Source organism: Rhizobium sp. X9 (genome assembly GCF_018873185.1).
GTDB classification, from domain to species: domain Bacteria; phylum Pseudomonadota; class Alphaproteobacteria; order Rhizobiales; family Rhizobiaceae; genus Agrobacterium; species Agrobacterium oryzihabitans.
This window is the reverse complement of the sequence record NZ_CP071312.1, coordinates 233,222-251,656: the sequence shown is the minus strand read 5'-3', so window position 1 is coordinate 251,656 and position 18,435 is coordinate 233,222. Positions and strand designations below refer to the sequence as shown.

The window sequence follows — 18,435 nt, the reverse complement described above, 5'->3', positions numbered from 1 at the left end:
CATGACAAACATCGCACTTCGAAATGTCCGCAAAACCTTTGGTCCGATTGACGTGATCAAAGGCGTAAATCTCGAAATCAAGCCTGGAGAACTAATGGTGTTCGTCGGCCCTTCAGGCTGTGGCAAATCCACGCTCCTGCGCCTGATCTGCGGCCTGGAAGAGATATCTGATGGAACTCTCTCCTTCGACGGGAAGACCGTCAACGGGTTGCCGCCGGCCAAGCGTGGGGTCGCGATGGTCTTTCAATCTTATGCGCTCTACCCGCATATGACTGTCTTCGAGAACATGGCCTTTGGAATGAAGCTAGCCGGTGCTGACAAGGAAGAGCGACGCAAACGGGTCGAAGGCGCGGCGGAAATGCTTCAGCTGACCTCGTATCTGCAGCGCCTGCCGAAACAGCTCTCGGGCGGCCAGCGCCAGCGCGTCGCGATCGGTCGCGCCATTGTCCGCGATCCCAAGGTGTTCCTGTTTGACGAGCCCCTGTCGAACCTCGACGCTGCGTTGCGTGTCGCCACTCGTTTGGAGATCGCGAAGCTCCACCGCAGTATGCATGACACCACGATGATCTACGTCACTCACGACCAGGTAGAGGCGATGACGCTGGCTGACCGCATCTGCGTCCTGCGGGATGGCGTCGTCGAGCAGGTCGGCACGCCGCTCGAACTGTACGAGACACCGAACTCCGTATTTGTCGCTGGCTTCATCGGGTCGCCGAAAATGAACTTCCTGTCCGGCGAGTTCGCGGAGCCCTACAATGCCAACACCATCGGCGTGCGCGCCGAGCATATAGATATCGTCCAGCAATCGCCCACTTGGACGGGCACCGTCATCCATTCTGAAATCCTCGGCTCGGACAGCTTCGTTTATCTCGACATCGGCACCTCGGAGCCGCTCGTCGTTCGCGAGACCGGCGTATCGAGCCATCAACCTGGCCAGAAGCTGGGCGTTGCCCCGGTGCAGGGCTCAGTCCACCGTTTCGACCAATCCGGACGCGCGCTCGAGAGAGTTCCTCTCCAAGGTGCGGCGTGAAATCAACCAACGTAAACGGATATGGCGGCTTTCTATCAGCTGCGTTCAACATTTCACATAAAGGAGCAACCAATTGACTATTCGCACCACTGTCTGGGGTGAAAACATCCACGAGAACATCGATCCCGTTGTTCGCGGCATCTATCCTGCGGGGATGCACACCACCATCGCCGACGCGCTAAACACTGATCCTGCGATCAGCGCTACGACGGCGACGCTGCAAGAGCCTGAGCACGGCCTGACGGAAGCCCGCCTTGCCGAAACCGATGTCCTCACCTGGTGGGGACACAAGGACCACGGCGCGGTATCCGACGAGGTGGTCGAGCGGGTCGCCAAGCGGGTGTGGGAAGGCATGGGCCTGCTCGTCCTGCACTCCGGCCACTTCTCGAAGATATTCAAGCGTCTGATGGGCACGCCGTGCGCGCTGAAGTGGCGCGAAGCCGGCGAGCGCGAGCGTCTGTGGACGATCAACCCGCGCCATCCGATCGCCGCCGGCCTCGATGAGAACTTCGTTCTCGAAAACGAGGAAATGTACGGCGAGCAGTTCTCCGTACCGGAGCCGCTGGAGACCGTCTTCATCTCCTGGTTCCAGGGTGGCGAGGTCTTCCGTTCGGGCCTGACGTGGCGCCGTGGCGCTGGCAACATTTTCTACTTCCGCCCTGGCCACGAGACCTATCCGACCTATCATGATGCCAACGTCCAGAAGGTACTCATTAACGGCGTGAAATGGGCCTATAATCCGCAGGGCGACCAGAAGAGCATCACAGATGCTCCCCATGTTCCGGTCGAGAAGGCGCTGGAGCCGATTGTTGAACGGGGCCCGAAATTGCACAAAGCCGGCGAAGCTGGATATCGGTAGTAGCGATCCTTACAGCCGTTGCCTTTCCTGATACCGATCCAGCTGGTCTCAGGAAGGGCTTCGTTTCTCACAATGAGGTCATATCGATGCGCCTAATAATTCTCGGAACCGGCTGGTTTGCCAACTTCCACGCATCTCAGTTTTCCAAAATTGATGGTGTAGACATCGTTGCCGCTGTCGACACCAATCAGGCGCAACTGGAAGCATTTGCTGCGAAACATGAAATCCCAAAGACCTTCAGCTCTCTGGAAGATGCCATTGCATGGGGCCAATTCGACGCGGCCACTAATGTTACCCCCGATCGGGTTCACTATCTGACGACCATGCAGTTGCTCGCTGCTGGAAAGCACGTGTTCTGCGAAAAGCCGCTTGCGACAAACTATGCTAATGCAAGAGAGATGGCTGACGCTGCGGAGACATCGGGCAAGATTGCGATGGTCAACCTCACTTACAGAAATGTTGCGGCATTGCAGGCCGCCAGCAAAATCTTGAGTCAGGGCAAGATCGGAGCCATCCGCCATTTTGAGGCGTCTTATCTCCAGAGCTGGTTGGTGTCCAAAGCGTGGGGAGACTGGTCAAAGGAAACTATGTGGTTGTGGCGACTTTCTACCAAGCACGGCTCCAATGGCGTCTTGGGCGATATCGGAATCCACATTCTTGATTTCGTTGTGTTCGCGATTGGAAGCGAAGTACGTGCGGCCGCGTCGCATTTGAAGGTCTTCGATAAGATTCCTGGAAACCAAATCGGTGAGTACTCACTCGATGCGAATGACAGTTTTCTAATGATGGCAGAACTGCAAAACGGCGCAACAGGCGTCATTCACGCCACGCGCTGGGCTACGGGTCATCTCAACGAGCTGCGGCTTCGTGTGCACGGTGATCGCGGGGCACTGGAAATTGTGGAGACACCCGATGGCGCGACGTTGCGTATTTGCGAGGGTGATGACACGGACAACGCTATTTGGCGTCCCGTTGAGGTCGAGCCTGTAATCACCAACTTCCAGAGGTTCGTAAACGCGGTGAAATCTGGAAAGCAGGATGAGCCGACTTTTGCTCATGCCGCGAAATTGCAGCTCACCTTGGATCATGTGGTCAAACACGCTGGAACGCTGCCCGCGCTTTGATGTTAACCGGAGCAAGCGGGAGCTGGACCAACGCGGCTGGGCCGCTACCTGCAATAAGCTGCGAGATATTTTGGGCTGAAGGCGCAGAAATTTTGGACTGAACGAGGAGCTAGCGTCAATAGGGGACCAGTAATTCCTCCCAGGCGACTAGGGAACATTCACCGGCCGGAGCGCTGGGACGTTCTGCACGATAACGGAGAGTAAAGATAAATGGCAATGAAAATTGGCGTCATCGGATGCGGAAATATTTCCGACGCATATCTCACAAACGGCCCGCTTTTTCGTGACATTGAGTATGTCGCTTGCTCGGATTTGAACGCCGAATTGGCGGGTCAGAAGGCCGCCAAGTACGGCCTCGAACCAATGCCTATCGATGAGTTGTTCGCGCGTGACGACATCGAGGCGATCCTTAACCTTACAGTACCTAACGCTCATGCTGAGGTGGCATTGCGCGCGATTGCTGCCGGCAAACACGTTTATAACGAGAAACCGCTCGCGGTGAGCCTTCGTGAGGGGCGGGAGATTATCGACGCTGCGAAGGTCGCAGGTGTGCGGGTCGGCTCGGCTCCAGACACGGTTCTAGGTCCTGGGATTCAAACTGCCCGAAGCATCATCGATTCAGGCGACATCGGTAGCGTCATTTCCGGTCTCGGAGCAGTTGAAAGCTACGGCATGGAGCACTGGCACCCGACGCCGAGCTTCTTTTACAAGGGAGGTGGCGGCCCTGTGCTCGACATGGGACCTTACTACATCAGCGCTCTTGTCCACATGCTTGGCCCCGTAACAACCGTCCAAGCATCCGGCTCCGTGGGGCATCCGCAACGTGTGGTCAAGGTCGACGGCCCTACCAAAGGTACGGTGATCGATGTCGAAACTCTGACGACGGTGCAGGCGCTGCTGACTTTCGCCTCCGGAGCGCAGATTGTGTTCCTTGCAAGCTGGGATGTTTGGAACAGCGAGCTTCGTCCGCTGCAGCTTCATTCTACAGGAGGAACTTTGCACATTCCTGACCCGAACCAGTTCAGTGGCGTCGTAGGTTTCTCCACGGGGATCGATGATTTCAGGGAAATAGATACGAGCAAATATCCGTTTGGCGCTTACAACCGCGATTGGAGAGGCACGGGATCACTTATTAACACCTGTTACCGCGGCCTTGGACTAGCTGATATGGCTGTGTCTATCACCGAAGGCGTGCCGCATCGTTGCTCGGCAGAGGTCGCCTATCATGTTCTTGAGGTACTTCTCGCCATAGAACGTGCTGCCCATGAGAAAGTCATTGTCAGTGTCGAGAGCACCTGTGAGCGTCCAGCTGTGCTTACTCCGGTCGATGCCAAGCGGTTTCTCAAAGGCCCGGAGGTATGAGGGAGCACTAGGTTCGGAAAGACCACAGTAGACGCCTTGATACGCGGTCAGACGTCTACTTTCGAGCGGTTCCCGTTGCGAGAGCGTTGACCACGACTTCTGTGGCTAACGCTTTGAGCAATTAGGCCGAGCGGCAAACCTTTCGAGTTCGTCTCGATACGCGGGAATCTCGTTTATAGCGGAAGCGTCTTCCTCCGTACGCCAAAGCGCGGCTAGTACTTTGTAGCCGAGAACAGCGGCTTCCGTCGGTATCTCGCCCGGTGGCGAGGAAAGTAGAACTCGCTGAAGCTTATGACGTGCCCGAAGAACCTGATTATCTGTTGCTCGTCCAGCGGACATAGCCATCAACAACTCGGAAATTAGGCGCTTGACACGCAGCGTTTCTCTATTGCCAGAGCGCCGCGCGTGACCAAAGGATGCCACGACGAAGATTGAGAGACCAGCCAAGCAACCAAGCGCTGTTTCTAACCCTCTAGCCAAGAGCAAATCCGGGAGATCTCCGGCTTCCCGTCCACCTGCTCCGACCAATAGCGCTATCGCGGTAATAAATATCGTTGCAAATGCGTAGTTGCGCACAACAAGCAGGTCGATGGCAAACTGGAGCGCCATTAAAACGATTATCAACAACGGTCCCTGGAGGTCCAAGGCGAGGAGGGAGCCTGCCAGGCCCAACCCTGCTAGCGTTCCCGTGGCTCTCTCAACGCCAACCCTCAGAGTGCGCTCCCAAGTGGCTCCCTCATGAAGAACAAGGACCGCTGCGGCCATCCCCCAATACGGACGGGATATCCCGAGCGAAAGGCTCACCAATCCGACCAAGACTACCGCCAAGCCCACGCGGACCGCAGCGCCGTAACCTGGCGCTCCCAAACGCAACTCATCCAGGATAGCAGCACCGGGGTCGAGGGTGGCTATCGGTAGTGCGTGGTCGAAAACCGGGGGATGGGCCAATGGAAAGCGGTTCGCTATGTCATCGTGGATGGCTCTGCACTGCTGCGACGCTCGTGCGCGCCACTCATCCGATCCGCGGTCATGAAGATATGTCGCGAAGAGAAGATGCAGTCTTCGGGTGCCCCATCTCATCGAACTGAGCCTAGCGCCGTGGCGATCCACGCCCGGCTGCATGTATGTGAGATGGAACCAACTCTTATGGAGCGCTTCGGCGGCTCGGTTGATTTCCTCCAAGCCAACATCTTCGGGACGGGTTCGGAGCAATGTGTCGACCGACTTGGCAGCTACGAGAACGGATCGTTGCTCAGGGAGATCCCCGCGAGTGAGTGCATCTACCAAATGCAACATCCAGGCGCAGATACCTCCTGCCAGTACTAGGATGAACGTTTCCGATATCCCCGCGACTTCACTAGGTATGGCGGTTCCGATGGCTGCTGCGAGAGCGAAAAAATAGCCCCCAGGCGCGCCAATACGTAGCGAATGGCAGAGGTAAGTTGCAACGACACCGACACCAGCGAGTATCGGAACGGTGAACAGCGGGTGACATTGCGTCCACATCCCCACCACTGCGCAAACTGCGAACCCCAGTGCGATCCAAGGCAGACACATCGCTCTGACGCGATACGGTCTGTCATGCATGTAGACGGCCGTAAAGGCACCGACTGTCGTCACAAGGCCTGCCGACAGGTCACCCAGCAGCCAGGCTGCTGTGACCGGGATGCCGATGGCCAGCGTAGAACGAGCCGCAATCGCCCGGCGAGGCGGGGACGGACTTAGCCGCACGATCGAGCGCGCGTAAGACCAAGCCGCAGAAAGTGGTGCTCGCATCATTTTTACCGAACTAATGCGGAGGCCGCGAGACGCGACTAAACGTCCACGCCCAGCATCCGCCGATTGGCCGCCTGGTCCGTACCGCTACCCGCGAAGTCGTCGAACGCCTTCTCCGTCACGCGGATGATGTGCGACTTGACGAATTCGGCACCCTCGCGCGCACCGTCTTCCGGATGCTTCAGCGCGCATTCCCATTCGACCACGGCCCAGCCATCGAAGTTGTTGGCCGTCATCTTCGAGAACACCGCGCCGAAATCGACTTGGCCGTCGCCCAGCGAGCGGAAGCGGCCGGCGCGTTCGACCCAGCCCTGGTAACCGCCATAGACGCCCTGGCGACCCGTCGGGTTGAATTCGGCATCCTTGACGTGGAACATCTTGATCCGGTCTTTGTAGATGTCGATGTTATCCAGGTAATCCAGGCACTGCAGCACGTAGTGCGAGGGGTCGTAGAGCATGTTGGCGCGCGGATGGTTTTTCACGCGCTCGAGGAACATCTCGAAGGTGACGCCGTCATGCAGGTCTTCGCCGGGATGGATCTCGTAGCAGATGTCGACGCCGTTTTCGTCGGCGTGATTGAGGATCGGCGTCCAGCGCTTGGCAAGTTCGTCGAAGGCGGTCTCAACGAGGCCGGCCGGGCGCTGCGGCCACGGATAGATGAAGGGCCAGGCAAGCGCGCCGGAGAAGGTCGCATGCGCCTTGATGCCGAGATGCTTGGAGGCGGTCAGCGCCATCTTCACCTGCTCGACGGCCCATTCCTGGCGTGCCTTCGGGTTGCCGCGCACTTCGGGTGCCGCAAAGCCGTCGAAGGCTTCGTCATAGGCAGGATGAACGGCAACCAGCTGGCCCTGCAGGTGGGTGGAGAGCTCGGTGATCTCGACGCCGTTCTGGCGCGCCACGCCGGCGAACTCGTCGCAATAATCCTTTGACGATGCGGCTTTCTTGAGGTCGATCAGCTGGCCCGCCCAGGTCGGAACCTGCACGCCCTTGTAGCCGATATCGGCGGCCCACTTGGTGATCGAATCCCACGAGTTGAAAGGTGCGGTGTCGCCCGCGAACTGGCCGAGGAACAGCCCCGGGCCCCTGATCGTTTTCATGCGGTACTCCTGATTTCCTCGTGTTAAATCCGTCGGCGTACTAAAGCTGTCCGCGGCCATGCTGCTCTGCGATGTATTCGCAAGTCCTAACGGTTAGAGCCATCAGCGTGAGTGTCGTTCCGGCGGTTCCACCGCTTGCGAAACTGCTCGCGTCGGTAACGAAAACATTCGGTGCGTCCCAACATTGGTTATAGGCATTGAGCACTGACTTTGCCGGATCCGACCCCATGCGAGCACCACCGCTTTCATGGATGGTCGCGCCAATGGCAACGCTACCGGCAAAATTCTGGCGGAACAGGAAGCGGCTTATTGGATCGGCGTCCGGGAAAGCCCCCTTCGGTCCTTCCTCAAGACCAAGCGACGAGCCGTTGAATTCGATCTCCAGCCCTGCATTGTCCATCATCTCCTTGATGGAGCGTGTTTGCGCCCTGAGCATTCTCTTTTCGTTTTCGCCGATCGCGACGCTGATGTGCGGGATGGGAATGCCCCACTTGTCCTTGCGTCGGGGATTGAGAGTAATCCGGTTATCCTTGTTCGGGAGCATTTCCCCAAAGCCCATGAAGGCATACTTTGCGTCGCGGTCTGGGCGCGTGAACAGACGGCCAATCGTTCCCTGATATGCGTAGCCGCGCAGAAATGAGCTGTCGGTAACCGAATCCAGATTCTCGAAGCGAGGAATGTAGACACCGCCCGTAACGCCATAGAAGGGGTCGGCGGGAACGGTGTCGTCGAATTCGGATCCTTTCCTCCCTGGAACGGTTCCCATGATGATACTTGGGACTTGGTCGGAGAAGTAGCGGCCAAGAGCCCCCGAACTGTTTCCAAGGCCATTGGGATGTTTTGACGAGGCTGAGTTCAGTAGAAGACGCACGGACTCGATTGCGGAGGCGCAGACGATCACGACAGCGGCATTTTCGGTGTGGACCTGACCCGAGAGGCGATCAACGAACTCAACGCCTGTCGCCTTCCCAGACGAGGGGTCGGTGACGATCCGTCGTACGACTGCATCTGTTCTGATCGTCAGGCGACCGGTCTCCTTGGCGGCAAGGATCGGCTGCGGAATCCGCTTTGCATTTGGCGGCATGTAGCGCCAGGAAATCGCATGACGGTCAGGCCATTTTGCTTCGGTCTTTTCCTTGAAAGTCATCTCCGCCTGCGTCAGTTTGGACGGGCCCTTGTACTTTCCACTGGGAAGATTCTTGATCCCGTCCTGGCCTCCGTAAATGCCGAGGAACTCCTCCACCTTGTCGTAGTAAGGCGCGAGTTCATCATACGAGATCGGCCAGTCCTCACCATGGCCGTCTCGCGAGGCTGCCTTGAAATCGTAGTCGGTCCAGCGCAGCAGCATGCGGCCGTAGGTGTGCAACCGGCCTCCGAGCTGCTTGCCGCGGATCCACAGAAATGGCTTGTCAGGATCCGTAGAATAGGGGTTTTCGCTATCCTTGACGAATAGGTGTCTCTGATGCTTGCCGTACATCAGGACCTTCGATTGGATCGGCTGACCGGTAACGGCTGCCTGGACACGGGCCCAGAGCTGCATTCCCTTTTCCTTCGGCCCTTTGGTGTTCGGCGGAAAATCGGACTCCTTGATGTCGCGGCCGAACTCCAGCACCATGACGTCAAGACCGCGCTCGGTCAGTTCCTTGGCCGCGAAGCTACCTGCCGCTCCGGAGCCGATTACCAGTACGTCGCATTTCGTCATTGGGCGAGCTCCTCAATCGTTTGTCCAACCGCGTTCGACCGGCGAAGGCAGTTTCTGGTGTATGTCTGGCGCTGATATTTCAGGGCACGAAGCTACTGTTCGACGTTTACCCAGCGGCCGCCTGCAGCGGATCGGACAACAGCGTCGATGATCCGCGCGGAACGCAGCCCGTCCGAGAATGTCGGAAGGCCGTCGCGGTGCTCGCCTTTGATCGTCGCGTAGGTGTCGGCGACAAAATTCTCGAAGCATTGGGCGAACCCTTGGGGATGCCCCGGCGGCAACGTCGAAAGCCGTCTCTGATCGTAGGATCCCCGCGATGGATCGCGGTGAAGAACTTCGGCCGAGTCTTCGGACCCCAGCCATGCAGTCTCCGGATTCTCCTGGTCGAAGACCGCGGAGCGCTTCTGCCCGTCGAATTCGAACCACAGGCGGTTTTTCCGACCCGCGGAGACCTGGGATACCGTCACCGATCCGAGCACGCCTGATCGGGTCCGAAAAAGGACACTTGCCGCATCCTCCGTCGTCACGGCCTGAAGGGCGCCGCCGGCCGAGGAGGCGCCGAACGTTGCGCCCGTGATCGGGCGCTGCGGGACAGTGATCGTAGTGGCGGCGAGAAGCGATGCGATCCGTTCGCCGGTTACGAATTCCATCAGGTCACACCAGTGCGACCCGATGTCCGCGAACGCCCGCGACGGACCACCAGCCTTAGCGTCAACACGCCAACTACTTGCGCTCGGCGACAGCATCCAATCCTGCAGGTAGCTTCCGTGGAGAAGCTGCCACGCGCCGAATTCGCCGCTGCTGGCTCGCGCTTGTATCTCCCGGACCATCGGGTGAAACCGGTACACGTAGGGTACAGCAGTATGCACTCCACGCGAGGTCGCGAGATCCACGAGGCGTTGAGCCGTCTGGATGCTCGTTGCCAATGGCTTCTCGCAGATCACATTCGCGCCCGCCGTTATCGCGCCTTCGACGTGTTCCTCGTGAAGAGCGTTGGGTGAGCAAACATGAACGATATCGGCAGCAAGGTCTGCGAGTTGTTCGACCCGCGCGATAGGTTCGGCGCCCCATTTCGCGGCGACTTGCCTCGATCTATCGAGCGTCGACGCCATAACGCCGACAAGCTCTCGGCCGGCCATTAAAGATGCTCGGCGATGGATTTCGCCGATCATCCCTGCGCCGAGAATTGCGACACGGAGCTTTTCTGGGGGCGCCGTCATCGCTGCCTCACACCGCCGCGAAGGCGACGAATGCTGGTGATGCGACCTTGGCCTCGCCAATCTTGGTCAGATCTCCCGTTTCCGGGTCAGCAGCAAAGGCGAGAACCGCATTCGCCGGGCGGTCTGCGAGAAGAATATAGGCACCCGAAGGATCGAACGAGAAGCTTCGAGCAGCAAGGCCGGGGTGGATGGACTTGGCTAGCTTCACATGACCTTTGCGAGCTAGTTTTCCGTCTTCAGCGACCGCATACCACGCAAGCGAATCCTCACCTCGGTTGTTGAGGTAGACAACCTTGCCATTCGGATGAAGGCGGAGATCAGCTGGTTCGTTGCCTGCCTTGAAGTCATCCGCCACGGACGACTTCTTGTCGATAAGGCCAATAGTTCCGGTTTCCTTGTCGAACGAGAACGACGCGATGCCAGAAGCAAATTCCAGCGTCGCATAAAAGCGGTCATTGCTCGGCGCGAAAACGATATGGCGGGGGCCCGTCTGCTCGGCCATCTTGAACGAGTTTGCAAGCTTGAGCTTGTCGCCGATCTCGAACACATGAATTTCGTCGGTGCCCTTGTCGCCGACGAGCAACCAGCGACCTGACGGATCAACGACCGCAGAGTGGGCATGCGCGCTAGCCTGACCATGCCCTCCAGCCTGAGGCGACGTGTTTGGATCAAGTCCGTGACCTTTGACGAAGGCGAGATCGGCGATGCCCTGCAATCGGCCGTCGGCCTCGATGCCGTACATGATCACACTGGAGTCGTCGTAGAGATACTCGACACCCCAGCTTCCATCGTCCATCTGCTTGATGTGCTCGACATGCTCGAAGCTGCCGTGGTTGGCGGAGAACAATCGAGCGTCCTTCTCGAGGATAGAGAGATATGTTGGAAAAGGGCCTGGCGTGACGACGGAGTTCAATGCCGTCAGTTTTCCGGTTCCGCTTGCTACGCTGAAGGCATGTACACCAGCAGCTGGACCCTTCGGTCCACGGCCGTCGGTTTTTCGCTCATCGACCGAGTAGAGGGCCTTGAACTTCGGCGAATATACTAGATATCCGGCCTCGCCGGGCTTTTCGACGTGCTCGAGGAAATTGAATGACTTTCCATCTGCGGCAGCTTCGAAGGCAGCGATGCCGCCGCCTTTGCCGTGTTCGTCTCCATATGTCCCTACGAAAGCAATGGTTTTGGACGCTGTCGAATTCATGGCTGTTCCTTCCTGTGCCAACACATCGCTGCTGAGGAATTGATCTGCGGCGATCAGGCCAGCACCTGCGGCTGCCAGCAGTGTGCGACGCTTGATAATAATTTCTGTCATTGTGCTTACCCGGTGCTTCACGTTTCGATCTTAGGCGACGAGGCGACGAAGCATTTCCTGATGTCTCCGAACCTGCTCGACTTCATCCTGCAGATCTTCGCGACCCTGATCCTGGAAGTAGCGTTGGCCCTCGTACTCGGAATTCACGTAGCCGTCGTAGCCACCATCCTTGAGTGCGTTCATCGCATTCTCGTAATCGATGGAGAGCTCGTGGTATTGATCAGTGGTTCCTTCAACGAGGGACATATTGTTGAATTTGCCGTGGACGCTGACGACGTGCTTCGTGAGTTGGCGTAGCGTGTCAGGCGATGTTCCCGAGATGACGAGTGCTTCGGCGACAACCACGTAATCCAGCAAGGTCGGGTTCTTGACGCGCTCTGCGGCAAAGGTTCTCGTACCCTCGAAGGCAGCGCGAAGCTCGCTTTTGCATTCGCCCGTTTTCAGAAATGCGTTGAGATCGGATCGAATGTTGCCTGCCGTCTGAGAGGCCATATCAATCGATCCGAAGGGGCCGTTACCATCGCGCAGCGCCAGTGCGAGATCCACGGCAGCGTCGCAAGCCTCGGGGCTCGCGCCTCGGCGCATGAACCACTCGAGCATCACCTCCGATGGGCGGAACTGGAAGATGCCGAAGTCAGGCACGATGCCAAGATGGTGTCGTCCGGTCTTCTCAACGAAGTCGACGATCTCGGTCACCTGGGCACCTTCGAGCGGCATGGGCTGATGCACCTCGCGTCCAAGGCGGATGTCGAGTTCCTCGGCGACAGGCAATGCCCGGATCATCACGTCAAGCGGTGTCGTAGACAGGACCCGGACGTTCTTGAACCCGAGACGATGGGCAAGTCGGATATCGCTACGCAGTCGTTCGGCGCACTCCTCATGCGTCATGACATGGTCGCGGAACTGAAGGACGTCCATGCCGACATCCATCGTCACTGGAACGGTTCTATACTGATCCATCCATCCGTGCCACTGCTCGACGAATGCGTCGCCGGGATCGGGGTAATGGAGCGACATCTCGTCGATGATCTCGACGCCGTCGGCACCGGGAAGGTTCTCGCTCAGCTCGCGGATCTGGTCCTCAAGGCTCAACTCCTTGAAAAACTGCGATTGTTGGTAGCTATAGAAGGAAACGCCCAGCTTGATGGACATCAGAGAGTTCCTTCCTTGTTGAGCTCGACATGGTAGGTGACGATCTCGGGCGCTTTGTCAGACCCCGCACCTGTTCCCGGAGTCGGTGGGTTCCTGACCCACTCCTCGTCCGTCGGTCGGTAGCCGTAGGCGGCTAGGACCGATTGCTGGAAGCGTATCGTGTGCTCTCCTTTAGAAACTCCACCTGGCTTGGCAATATGAAGAACGCCTTCGTCATCGTAGTCCCAGTGCTCCCAAACAGCCGTTTTGATCTCCTCGAAGGAACGGGGGGGCTGCCCATTTATTTCGAAGCTTTGAACGTCTTTTTGGAACTGTTCGCCATCGACCTCGATGAAGTATCCATTGTGGAGCGAGAGATAGCAGCCGCGATAGTTGGCGTTGCGTACGGCCAGCTTGAACCCGACGATCTCGCCATCGCGGACCTCGTTCACGAGGCTGTCTTTACGGATCAGAAAATTCTCGAACATATGGCCACCAGATGCCTTGAGTTTCAGATGGCGGACGGGAGACGCTCTCCCGTCCGATGAATGTCACGCATCGTCGCGCGGGATCGGGATCGGCTTGAAAAACAGCGTCCAGATGATCGCGGTCACCACCGCGCAGCCGATCGGGAAAAGCCAAAGAGGCGTCCAAGCTTCAGCACCGACGGCTAGATTGGGAGCGACCTTTGCTCCGAAGATTTCCCCGGCGACAAACGAGCCGATTCCTGATCCAAAACCCGACACCACGAGAATGAGCCAGCTCTGCGCCTGTGCCTTCAGCTGTGGCGGGGTTTGCCTGTCGATGAACATGGCGCTCAAGATGAGGAAGAAGTCATTGCAGATGCCTTGGAGAGCGACAGCGGCGATAGCGAACCAAGACTGGCCGTCTTGTGCCATGATGAATAAGCCGAAGCGAGCACCCCACATCACCATGCCAAGCAGGATTGCCCGCTTGATACCAAAGCGTGCGACAACAAATGGGATGGTGACGATAAAGACGACTTCAGAGGCCTGTCCGATAGCCAAAACGCCAGCAACGTTCTGGATTCCGATCGCGGACAGATACGGTGAGGCAAAGGTGTTGTAGACACCCAAGGAAATCGAAGTCAGCAGCGCGCAGACCATCAGGACCGAGAAGTTTCGGTTTTTGAAAAGGACCAAGGCCTTCGCGCCGATTACGTCGCCCACAGAGAACTTCGCACCTTTGGCAGGCGGCGGTGTTGAAGGAAGGCCGAGGGAAAAGACGCCGAGGACGAAGCTTGCAACGGCGGCTACGGTGAAGACATGGGTGGAAGCCGAAAAACCAAGCCATCCAACGAGTAGCCCAGCCACTACCCAGCCGACCGTTCCGAACACGCGAATAAACGGGAATAGATGCTCGCTTCCCGGAAGGTGCGCGAGGGCGATCGAGTTCGTGAGTGCGAGCGTCGGCATGAACAGTATCATGTACGCAAGGATTAACAGTAGAACGAGCTGACCGTTGTCCGCTGCCACAGCACCGGGAATGCAGAGCATTACGAGTCCGCCGGCGATGTGGACAAAACTCAAGAGTCGTTGCGACTGGAAGAAGCGGTCTCCAAGCGCGCCGAGGAATAACGGCGATACGATCGCGGCGACGGCGGCAAGGGAGTACGCCGTGCCAATGATCGCAGGCATCTTGTTCGCCGCAAGCACAAGGCCGAGAGTTGCAAACCACGAGCCGAACACAACGAACTCGAGGAACATCATTATGCTCAAGCGCACGAAGGGCGCGCGAGCGCTTGTCGTCCCTGGAGCGGAATCAAAAACTGTAGAATTCATCGTTCATCTCCCACCGCACCATTCAAAAAATGAATGGTAATCCTCCGGTGGTGGACGAAATAAATAGCTAATAGCGTTCTGGCAAGATGTATCGTTCAGTATAGGTCCATTTACGAACTGATTTTGGCGTAATCATTCAGATTATGAATGGTTGCGCGGGTCCGCATCAAGAGTCATCCAACTTTCCAACTCACTTACACCTTGGCCGCTAACATCGAGTGCTGCAGCCAGCCCACCGAGCAGTTTCGAGCGGTGACCCAACCGGCCGATCGCGAATTCGATTGACGGAGAGATAGCGCGAAGGCTGGCGACCTCGATGCTGGAGTTCAGTCCATCAAGGACAAACGTTCCAGCGCCGCTTAGCAGTCCCCCGATCGAAATTGTCCGCGGGGACAGAAGTTTTGCTGCATTGCATAGAGCTCTCCCGAGGTGCCGCCCCGATTCAAAAAGCACACGCTGACATGCGGGATCGCCCTTGGTTGCAGCCTGAACTACTGCAGGCAAGTCGGGCTTGGGAGAGTCTGATCCACTCAGGGCGCTAACGATAGCTCGTTCGGAGATTAGCGTCGCCAGACATCCCCGGTTTCCGCAGAAGCAGACCGCGCCATCCTGCTCTACAACCGTATGCCCAATTTGCCCGGCCATACCATCGCTGCCGCGGTGAACGCGGCCGTCAATAATGAGGCCGCTGCCCACCCCCTCGGAGCACGTGATGTTTAGAAAGCAGTCTGCCCGCCGACCGACACCCCAAGTCCACTCAGCAAGGGCGTCGAAGTTCGCGTCGTTGTCGACCACGACCGGAAGGCCTAATCCGTTCTCCAATATGCTGCGGATGTTTATCTCTCTCCATTCAGGCAGCCTTGTAGACGCCCACGGCGCAACCGCACCGGTTTCTCGTTCGATTGGAGCCTCGATGCCAACGGCGACCGCAACCGGTGCAGCTTGCCCAAGTTCCGACGCCAAGGTATTCACCAGAGACATCACCGTTGCGGGACTGCCACTTCCGTGATGTTGGGCACGCAGCCGCCTCTTCGATTTGAAGTCGAACATCATTGCCTCCACCGACTTGGCCCCTACACGCACGGATGCAATCGAGCTTGTCGATACCGTCAGCGAGACCAAGACCTCGCGGCCATTCGCACGCGTGACATCCAAGACGCCACTCGTGCGCAAGCTTTGGACTATGTTGTTGATGGAAGCAGGGGACAGTCCCGTGTAGCGGGATAGGGACGCCTGAGATGATGGACCCCAGGCTTTTAGGGCCTCGATCACAACATCGCTGCTGTTTTGTCGTTTCGAAGTCGCAGCTCTAGTCACTGACATTTCCTGTTGCGGTGGCACGATCAATACACATTGTAAACGCTATCGTGCTCGATAGCAGCTCGAGCGTTTGCTTTGTGAACAATATATCGAGCCAACTTGGTCAGTCCGTGATCAACAGAAAGCTCGCGATGTAAGGTAAAGACCAACGCTCGAAGTGGGAGCGCACGTTTGCCGATCTGACCAATCGTCATGCCGCTGCTTCTGATATGCCGGGCATATGGCCAGCAGGCGACGCGAAGTCTGCATTGTAGAACCAGGGAGTCGCAGCCAAGCAAGCGTACATCGTTCGAGACCACCCGTTCAGATCATCCAAAGGGTAATTGGAAGAATGTTGCAGATGGAATTGAAAGTCGTCTTTCGATAGCTTCGTTAGTGTGTTCCTTCGCTGATCGATTAGAAGACCGACGGCCGCTCCCGCTGCCTTTCGAAAGCGGCGTCCGAGGCTAAAAGCACGGAAGTGCCCTATTACTCGCTCCTTGTCCGTCTGGCTCCAACCCGCCGGTGGTGAGCAAAAAAATCTGAAAGAGATGATATCCTCTCTTATCGCCTCTGCGTGCACCCAACGTTCGCGAAAGAACTTGGGGTCATCAAAATACGCGTGCAGGGGTTGCTCTCCAAGGCCAGTCATCTGCAGAGCGTTCTTTCCAAGGTTGCAGTCTTTGCAACTTGGAACGAGATTGCCCGGAAAAACGGAATATGCGGGATAATGGGCCTTCGGAAGGTAGTGATCCAGTGTAGATGCCGTGCCTAGCCCACCACATGCCGGACAATGGCCGTTTGTGGACACCAGGATGTCGTCGTAGACTTTTCGGGCGCGGCCAGAGCTTCCAACCATGCCGTCGTCGTAAAGCTCAGTAAAGTCGACCTTCGAAAGCGTACCTACGACAAGCGCATGTCCGTTTCCACGTGCCGATCGAGGAAGACCCACCCAATTTGCAGATTTATTGGCAACCTCGTAGCTGTTGTTTGCCGCAGTCAATTGAACCACGTTGGCGAGATACTTTTGGCTACGTGCGCTGTCGTTTAGCCCTTCAACGCTGTCGCGAAAGACTTTCATAGGGTCAAATGGCGGCGCATCCAACTTCCTCATGCGGGATAGCTCCGATCGTTGAAGTCGGCCACCAGTGCCTTCAAAATTCCTCTTGCTTCCAAGCCCAACTGGCCGCCGTACTCGGCAACTATGGCGTCGTAGGATTTTCCGCTGTTTGCTTCTCGCTCGAGCACGGTATGAAAGCCCGATTTGGTTACCTCCAAGCCGAATACTTCGCGGGTCAATACACCCACGTTTTCCCCGAATGTCTCAACAGTGGGGTTCGTGACGGAAATCGAGCTTTGCGATCGCGTAATCGTCAGCGCACATGACCGCGGGATCTCCTGCAACACGACAGGAGAATGGGTCGCGACGATCGCCACCCCGTTCCTATCCGAAAGCAATTCACCCAGCGCTCTCGTGAATGCAGATAGGAGAGGCGGATGCAGATGGCTTTCAGGTTCATCGAGAAGGACCAACGTCTTTTCTTCGACTTTGGCCACGAGGCGGGAGATCGTTAGCAAAACAACCGCATGCCCCGAGCTCATGCTTCTAACGAGGAGCGATGTTTGGTGTTGCCTCGCCTCGGCGACCAGTTTTGCTAGAGATCTCAACTCAAGGCGAGCGAAATTCTCATCCGATTCCAAGGTCTCGATAGCCGCCAGCCAGCGCATTCTCTTACGCTCGTTTTCAAAGCAGCTGTTTACGTTCTCGACGCACTCCATTTGCAGCGCTTCGGTCGATTTTAGCGGCCGCCGCCCACGGCTGTCTCGTTTGTCCTTCAGGCCGATGTAATAGTAGGGTGTCCCTAAAGTCGGATCTGACCGTTCGTCCGGTGGCTCAAAAGGATCGAATGCACTGAACGAAACCGAAATTAGGCAACTGAAATAGTCGTTGGCTATGGCTGTCTTTTGAAAGAACGGATTTGGAATATAGAAACCGCTCTGGGAGTTCGGTGGTCCGATAATCGCGCCAATCATGTTGTTTAGAAGCGTCGTCTTGCCGACGCCGTTTCGGCCTATAATCGCGTGCACGTTGGTGCTGGGTTTTGAGTTGGCCTTCACGGTAAACCTTATATCGACGGCGCCGATCGAATTGTCCTCAGCCCGCATGAAGGCAAAATCGTAGTCAGTTAATGGCGCTCCACCATGTAGGACGCGACGAAACTGGTTCTGTATAGTCGCGACGCTGAGGCTTCGAAGGAAAGATATCTTGAAAACTTCTTCTTCCTTGGCGCGATCAAACTCGTCTGGAAGTGCGACGACATCACGGAGCGCGGCTAGGAACTCCGTGCGAAACGCGGCCGAAGTGTTCTCACTCAATATCCTGTAAAACTCGACGTCTTGCCCCAGCGAGAACCACCCTTCTCCGAGGGCAGGGAACTGTTCGGGGAGACCTTGAAACGAGGCCAGTTTGATCGTTTGACCTATGAAGCCGATCTTGATGCCACCGAGTTTATGAAGCGCGCCAGTTTCGTCGAAAACTTCCATTTCGAACAGAGTAACGAACGAATAATCGTTCCAGTGGTCAATCCTAAGATATGCCTCGTTTAACCCGACTCTCGGCACGACCGCCTGCCGCGGAATAATGTTAAATCTCACAGTAAATTACCTCTCGAAAAGCATATGTCCGCGCCGGAGTGAGGAATAACCGCATAAGTTGTTATTATG

The 18,435-nt window shown here is 57.0% G+C and carries 15 protein-coding genes; 4 read left to right on the top strand and 11 right to left on the bottom strand.

What is annotated here, in order from left to right; genetic code table 11:
- Position 1 precedes the first annotated feature (1 nt).
- The 4 genes from JZY08_RS16295 (at position 2) to JZY08_RS16280 (ending at position 4,375) form a co-directional block, all read left to right on the top strand.
- Positions 2 to 1,030 carry an ABC transporter ATP-binding protein gene (locus tag JZY08_RS16295; protein WP_216332542.1) on the top strand — a complete coding sequence of 343 codons (1,029 nt, stop codon included), beginning with the start codon at positions 2 to 4 and terminating at the stop codon, positions 1,028 to 1,030.
- A 73-nt stretch (positions 1,031 to 1,103) separates the two neighbouring features.
- Positions 1,104 to 1,889, top strand: a complete 786-nt coding sequence (locus JZY08_RS16290; RefSeq protein ID WP_216332541.1) for a ThuA domain-containing protein — start codon at positions 1,104 to 1,106, stop codon at positions 1,887 to 1,889.
- A gap of 86 nt (positions 1,890 to 1,975) precedes the next feature.
- Positions 1,976 to 3,013, top strand: coding sequence for a Gfo/Idh/MocA family protein (locus JZY08_RS16285; RefSeq protein ID WP_216332539.1), 1,038 nt, complete (start codon positions 1,976 to 1,978; stop codon positions 3,011 to 3,013).
- Positions 3,014 to 3,223: 210 nt separating this feature from the next.
- Entirely contained in the window at positions 3,224 to 4,375 is a 1,152-nt protein-coding gene (locus JZY08_RS16280) for a Gfo/Idh/MocA family protein (protein WP_216332537.1), read from the top strand.
- 105 nt (positions 4,376 to 4,480) lie between these two features.
- On the opposite strand, the gene JZY08_RS27780 is transcribed toward JZY08_RS16280, so the two are convergent.
- From JZY08_RS27780 to JZY08_RS16225, 11 genes are all read right to left on the bottom strand, one after another.
- Positions 4,481 to 5,455 (bottom strand): FUSC family protein, encoded by a 975-nt coding sequence (locus JZY08_RS27780; protein WP_367303917.1) that lies wholly within the window; start codon positions 5,453 to 5,455, stop codon positions 4,481 to 4,483.
- A 734-nt stretch (positions 5,456 to 6,189) separates the two neighbouring features.
- Positions 6,190 to 7,248, bottom strand: coding sequence for a sugar phosphate isomerase/epimerase (locus tag JZY08_RS16270; RefSeq protein WP_216332533.1), 1,059 nt, complete (start codon positions 7,246 to 7,248; stop codon positions 6,190 to 6,192).
- A gap of 40 nt (positions 7,249 to 7,288) precedes the next feature.
- Positions 7,289 to 8,950 carry a GMC oxidoreductase gene (locus tag JZY08_RS16265; protein ID WP_216332532.1) on the bottom strand — a complete coding sequence of 554 codons (1,662 nt, stop codon included), beginning with the start codon at positions 8,948 to 8,950 and terminating at the stop codon, positions 7,289 to 7,291.
- Positions 8,951 to 9,042: 92 nt separating this feature from the next.
- Entirely contained in the window at positions 9,043 to 10,170 is a 1,128-nt protein-coding gene (locus JZY08_RS16260) for a Gfo/Idh/MocA family protein (RefSeq protein ID WP_301183739.1), read from the bottom strand.
- Positions 10,171 to 10,177: 7 nt separating this feature from the next.
- Positions 10,178 to 11,479, bottom strand: a complete 1,302-nt coding sequence (locus JZY08_RS16255) for a beta-propeller fold lactonase family protein (protein ID WP_216332530.1) — start codon at positions 11,477 to 11,479, stop codon at positions 10,178 to 10,180.
- 30 nt (positions 11,480 to 11,509) lie between these two features.
- Positions 11,510 to 12,631 (bottom strand): sugar phosphate isomerase/epimerase, encoded by a 1,122-nt coding sequence (locus JZY08_RS16250; protein ID WP_216332529.1) that lies wholly within the window; start codon positions 12,629 to 12,631, stop codon positions 11,510 to 11,512.
- Positions 12,631 to 13,098, bottom strand: coding sequence for a DUF6379 domain-containing protein (locus tag JZY08_RS16245; protein WP_216332528.1), 468 nt, complete (start codon positions 13,096 to 13,098; stop codon positions 12,631 to 12,633). Before JZY08_RS16245 ends, JZY08_RS16250 begins: the two co-directional genes overlap by 1 nt.
- Before the next feature lie 63 nt (positions 13,099 to 13,161).
- Positions 13,162 to 14,412, bottom strand: a complete 1,251-nt coding sequence (locus JZY08_RS16240) for an MFS transporter (RefSeq protein WP_216332527.1) — start codon at positions 14,410 to 14,412, stop codon at positions 13,162 to 13,164.
- A 141-nt stretch (positions 14,413 to 14,553) separates the two neighbouring features.
- Entirely contained in the window at positions 14,554 to 15,567 is a 1,014-nt protein-coding gene (locus JZY08_RS16235) for an ROK family protein (RefSeq protein ID WP_216332525.1), read from the bottom strand.
- A 355-nt stretch (positions 15,568 to 15,922) separates the two neighbouring features.
- Positions 15,923 to 16,825: an HNH endonuclease signature motif containing protein gene (locus JZY08_RS16230; protein WP_216332524.1), complete on the bottom strand. Its 903-nt coding sequence runs from the start codon at positions 16,823 to 16,825 to the stop codon at positions 15,923 to 15,925.
- A complete protein-coding gene (locus JZY08_RS16225) occupies positions 16,822 to 18,366 on the bottom strand; it encodes an AAA family ATPase (RefSeq protein WP_216332522.1) in 1,545 nt (514 codons plus the stop codon). The genes JZY08_RS16230 and JZY08_RS16225 overlap by 4 nt, the downstream gene beginning before the upstream one ends.
- Positions 18,367 to 18,435 lie beyond the last annotated feature (69 nt).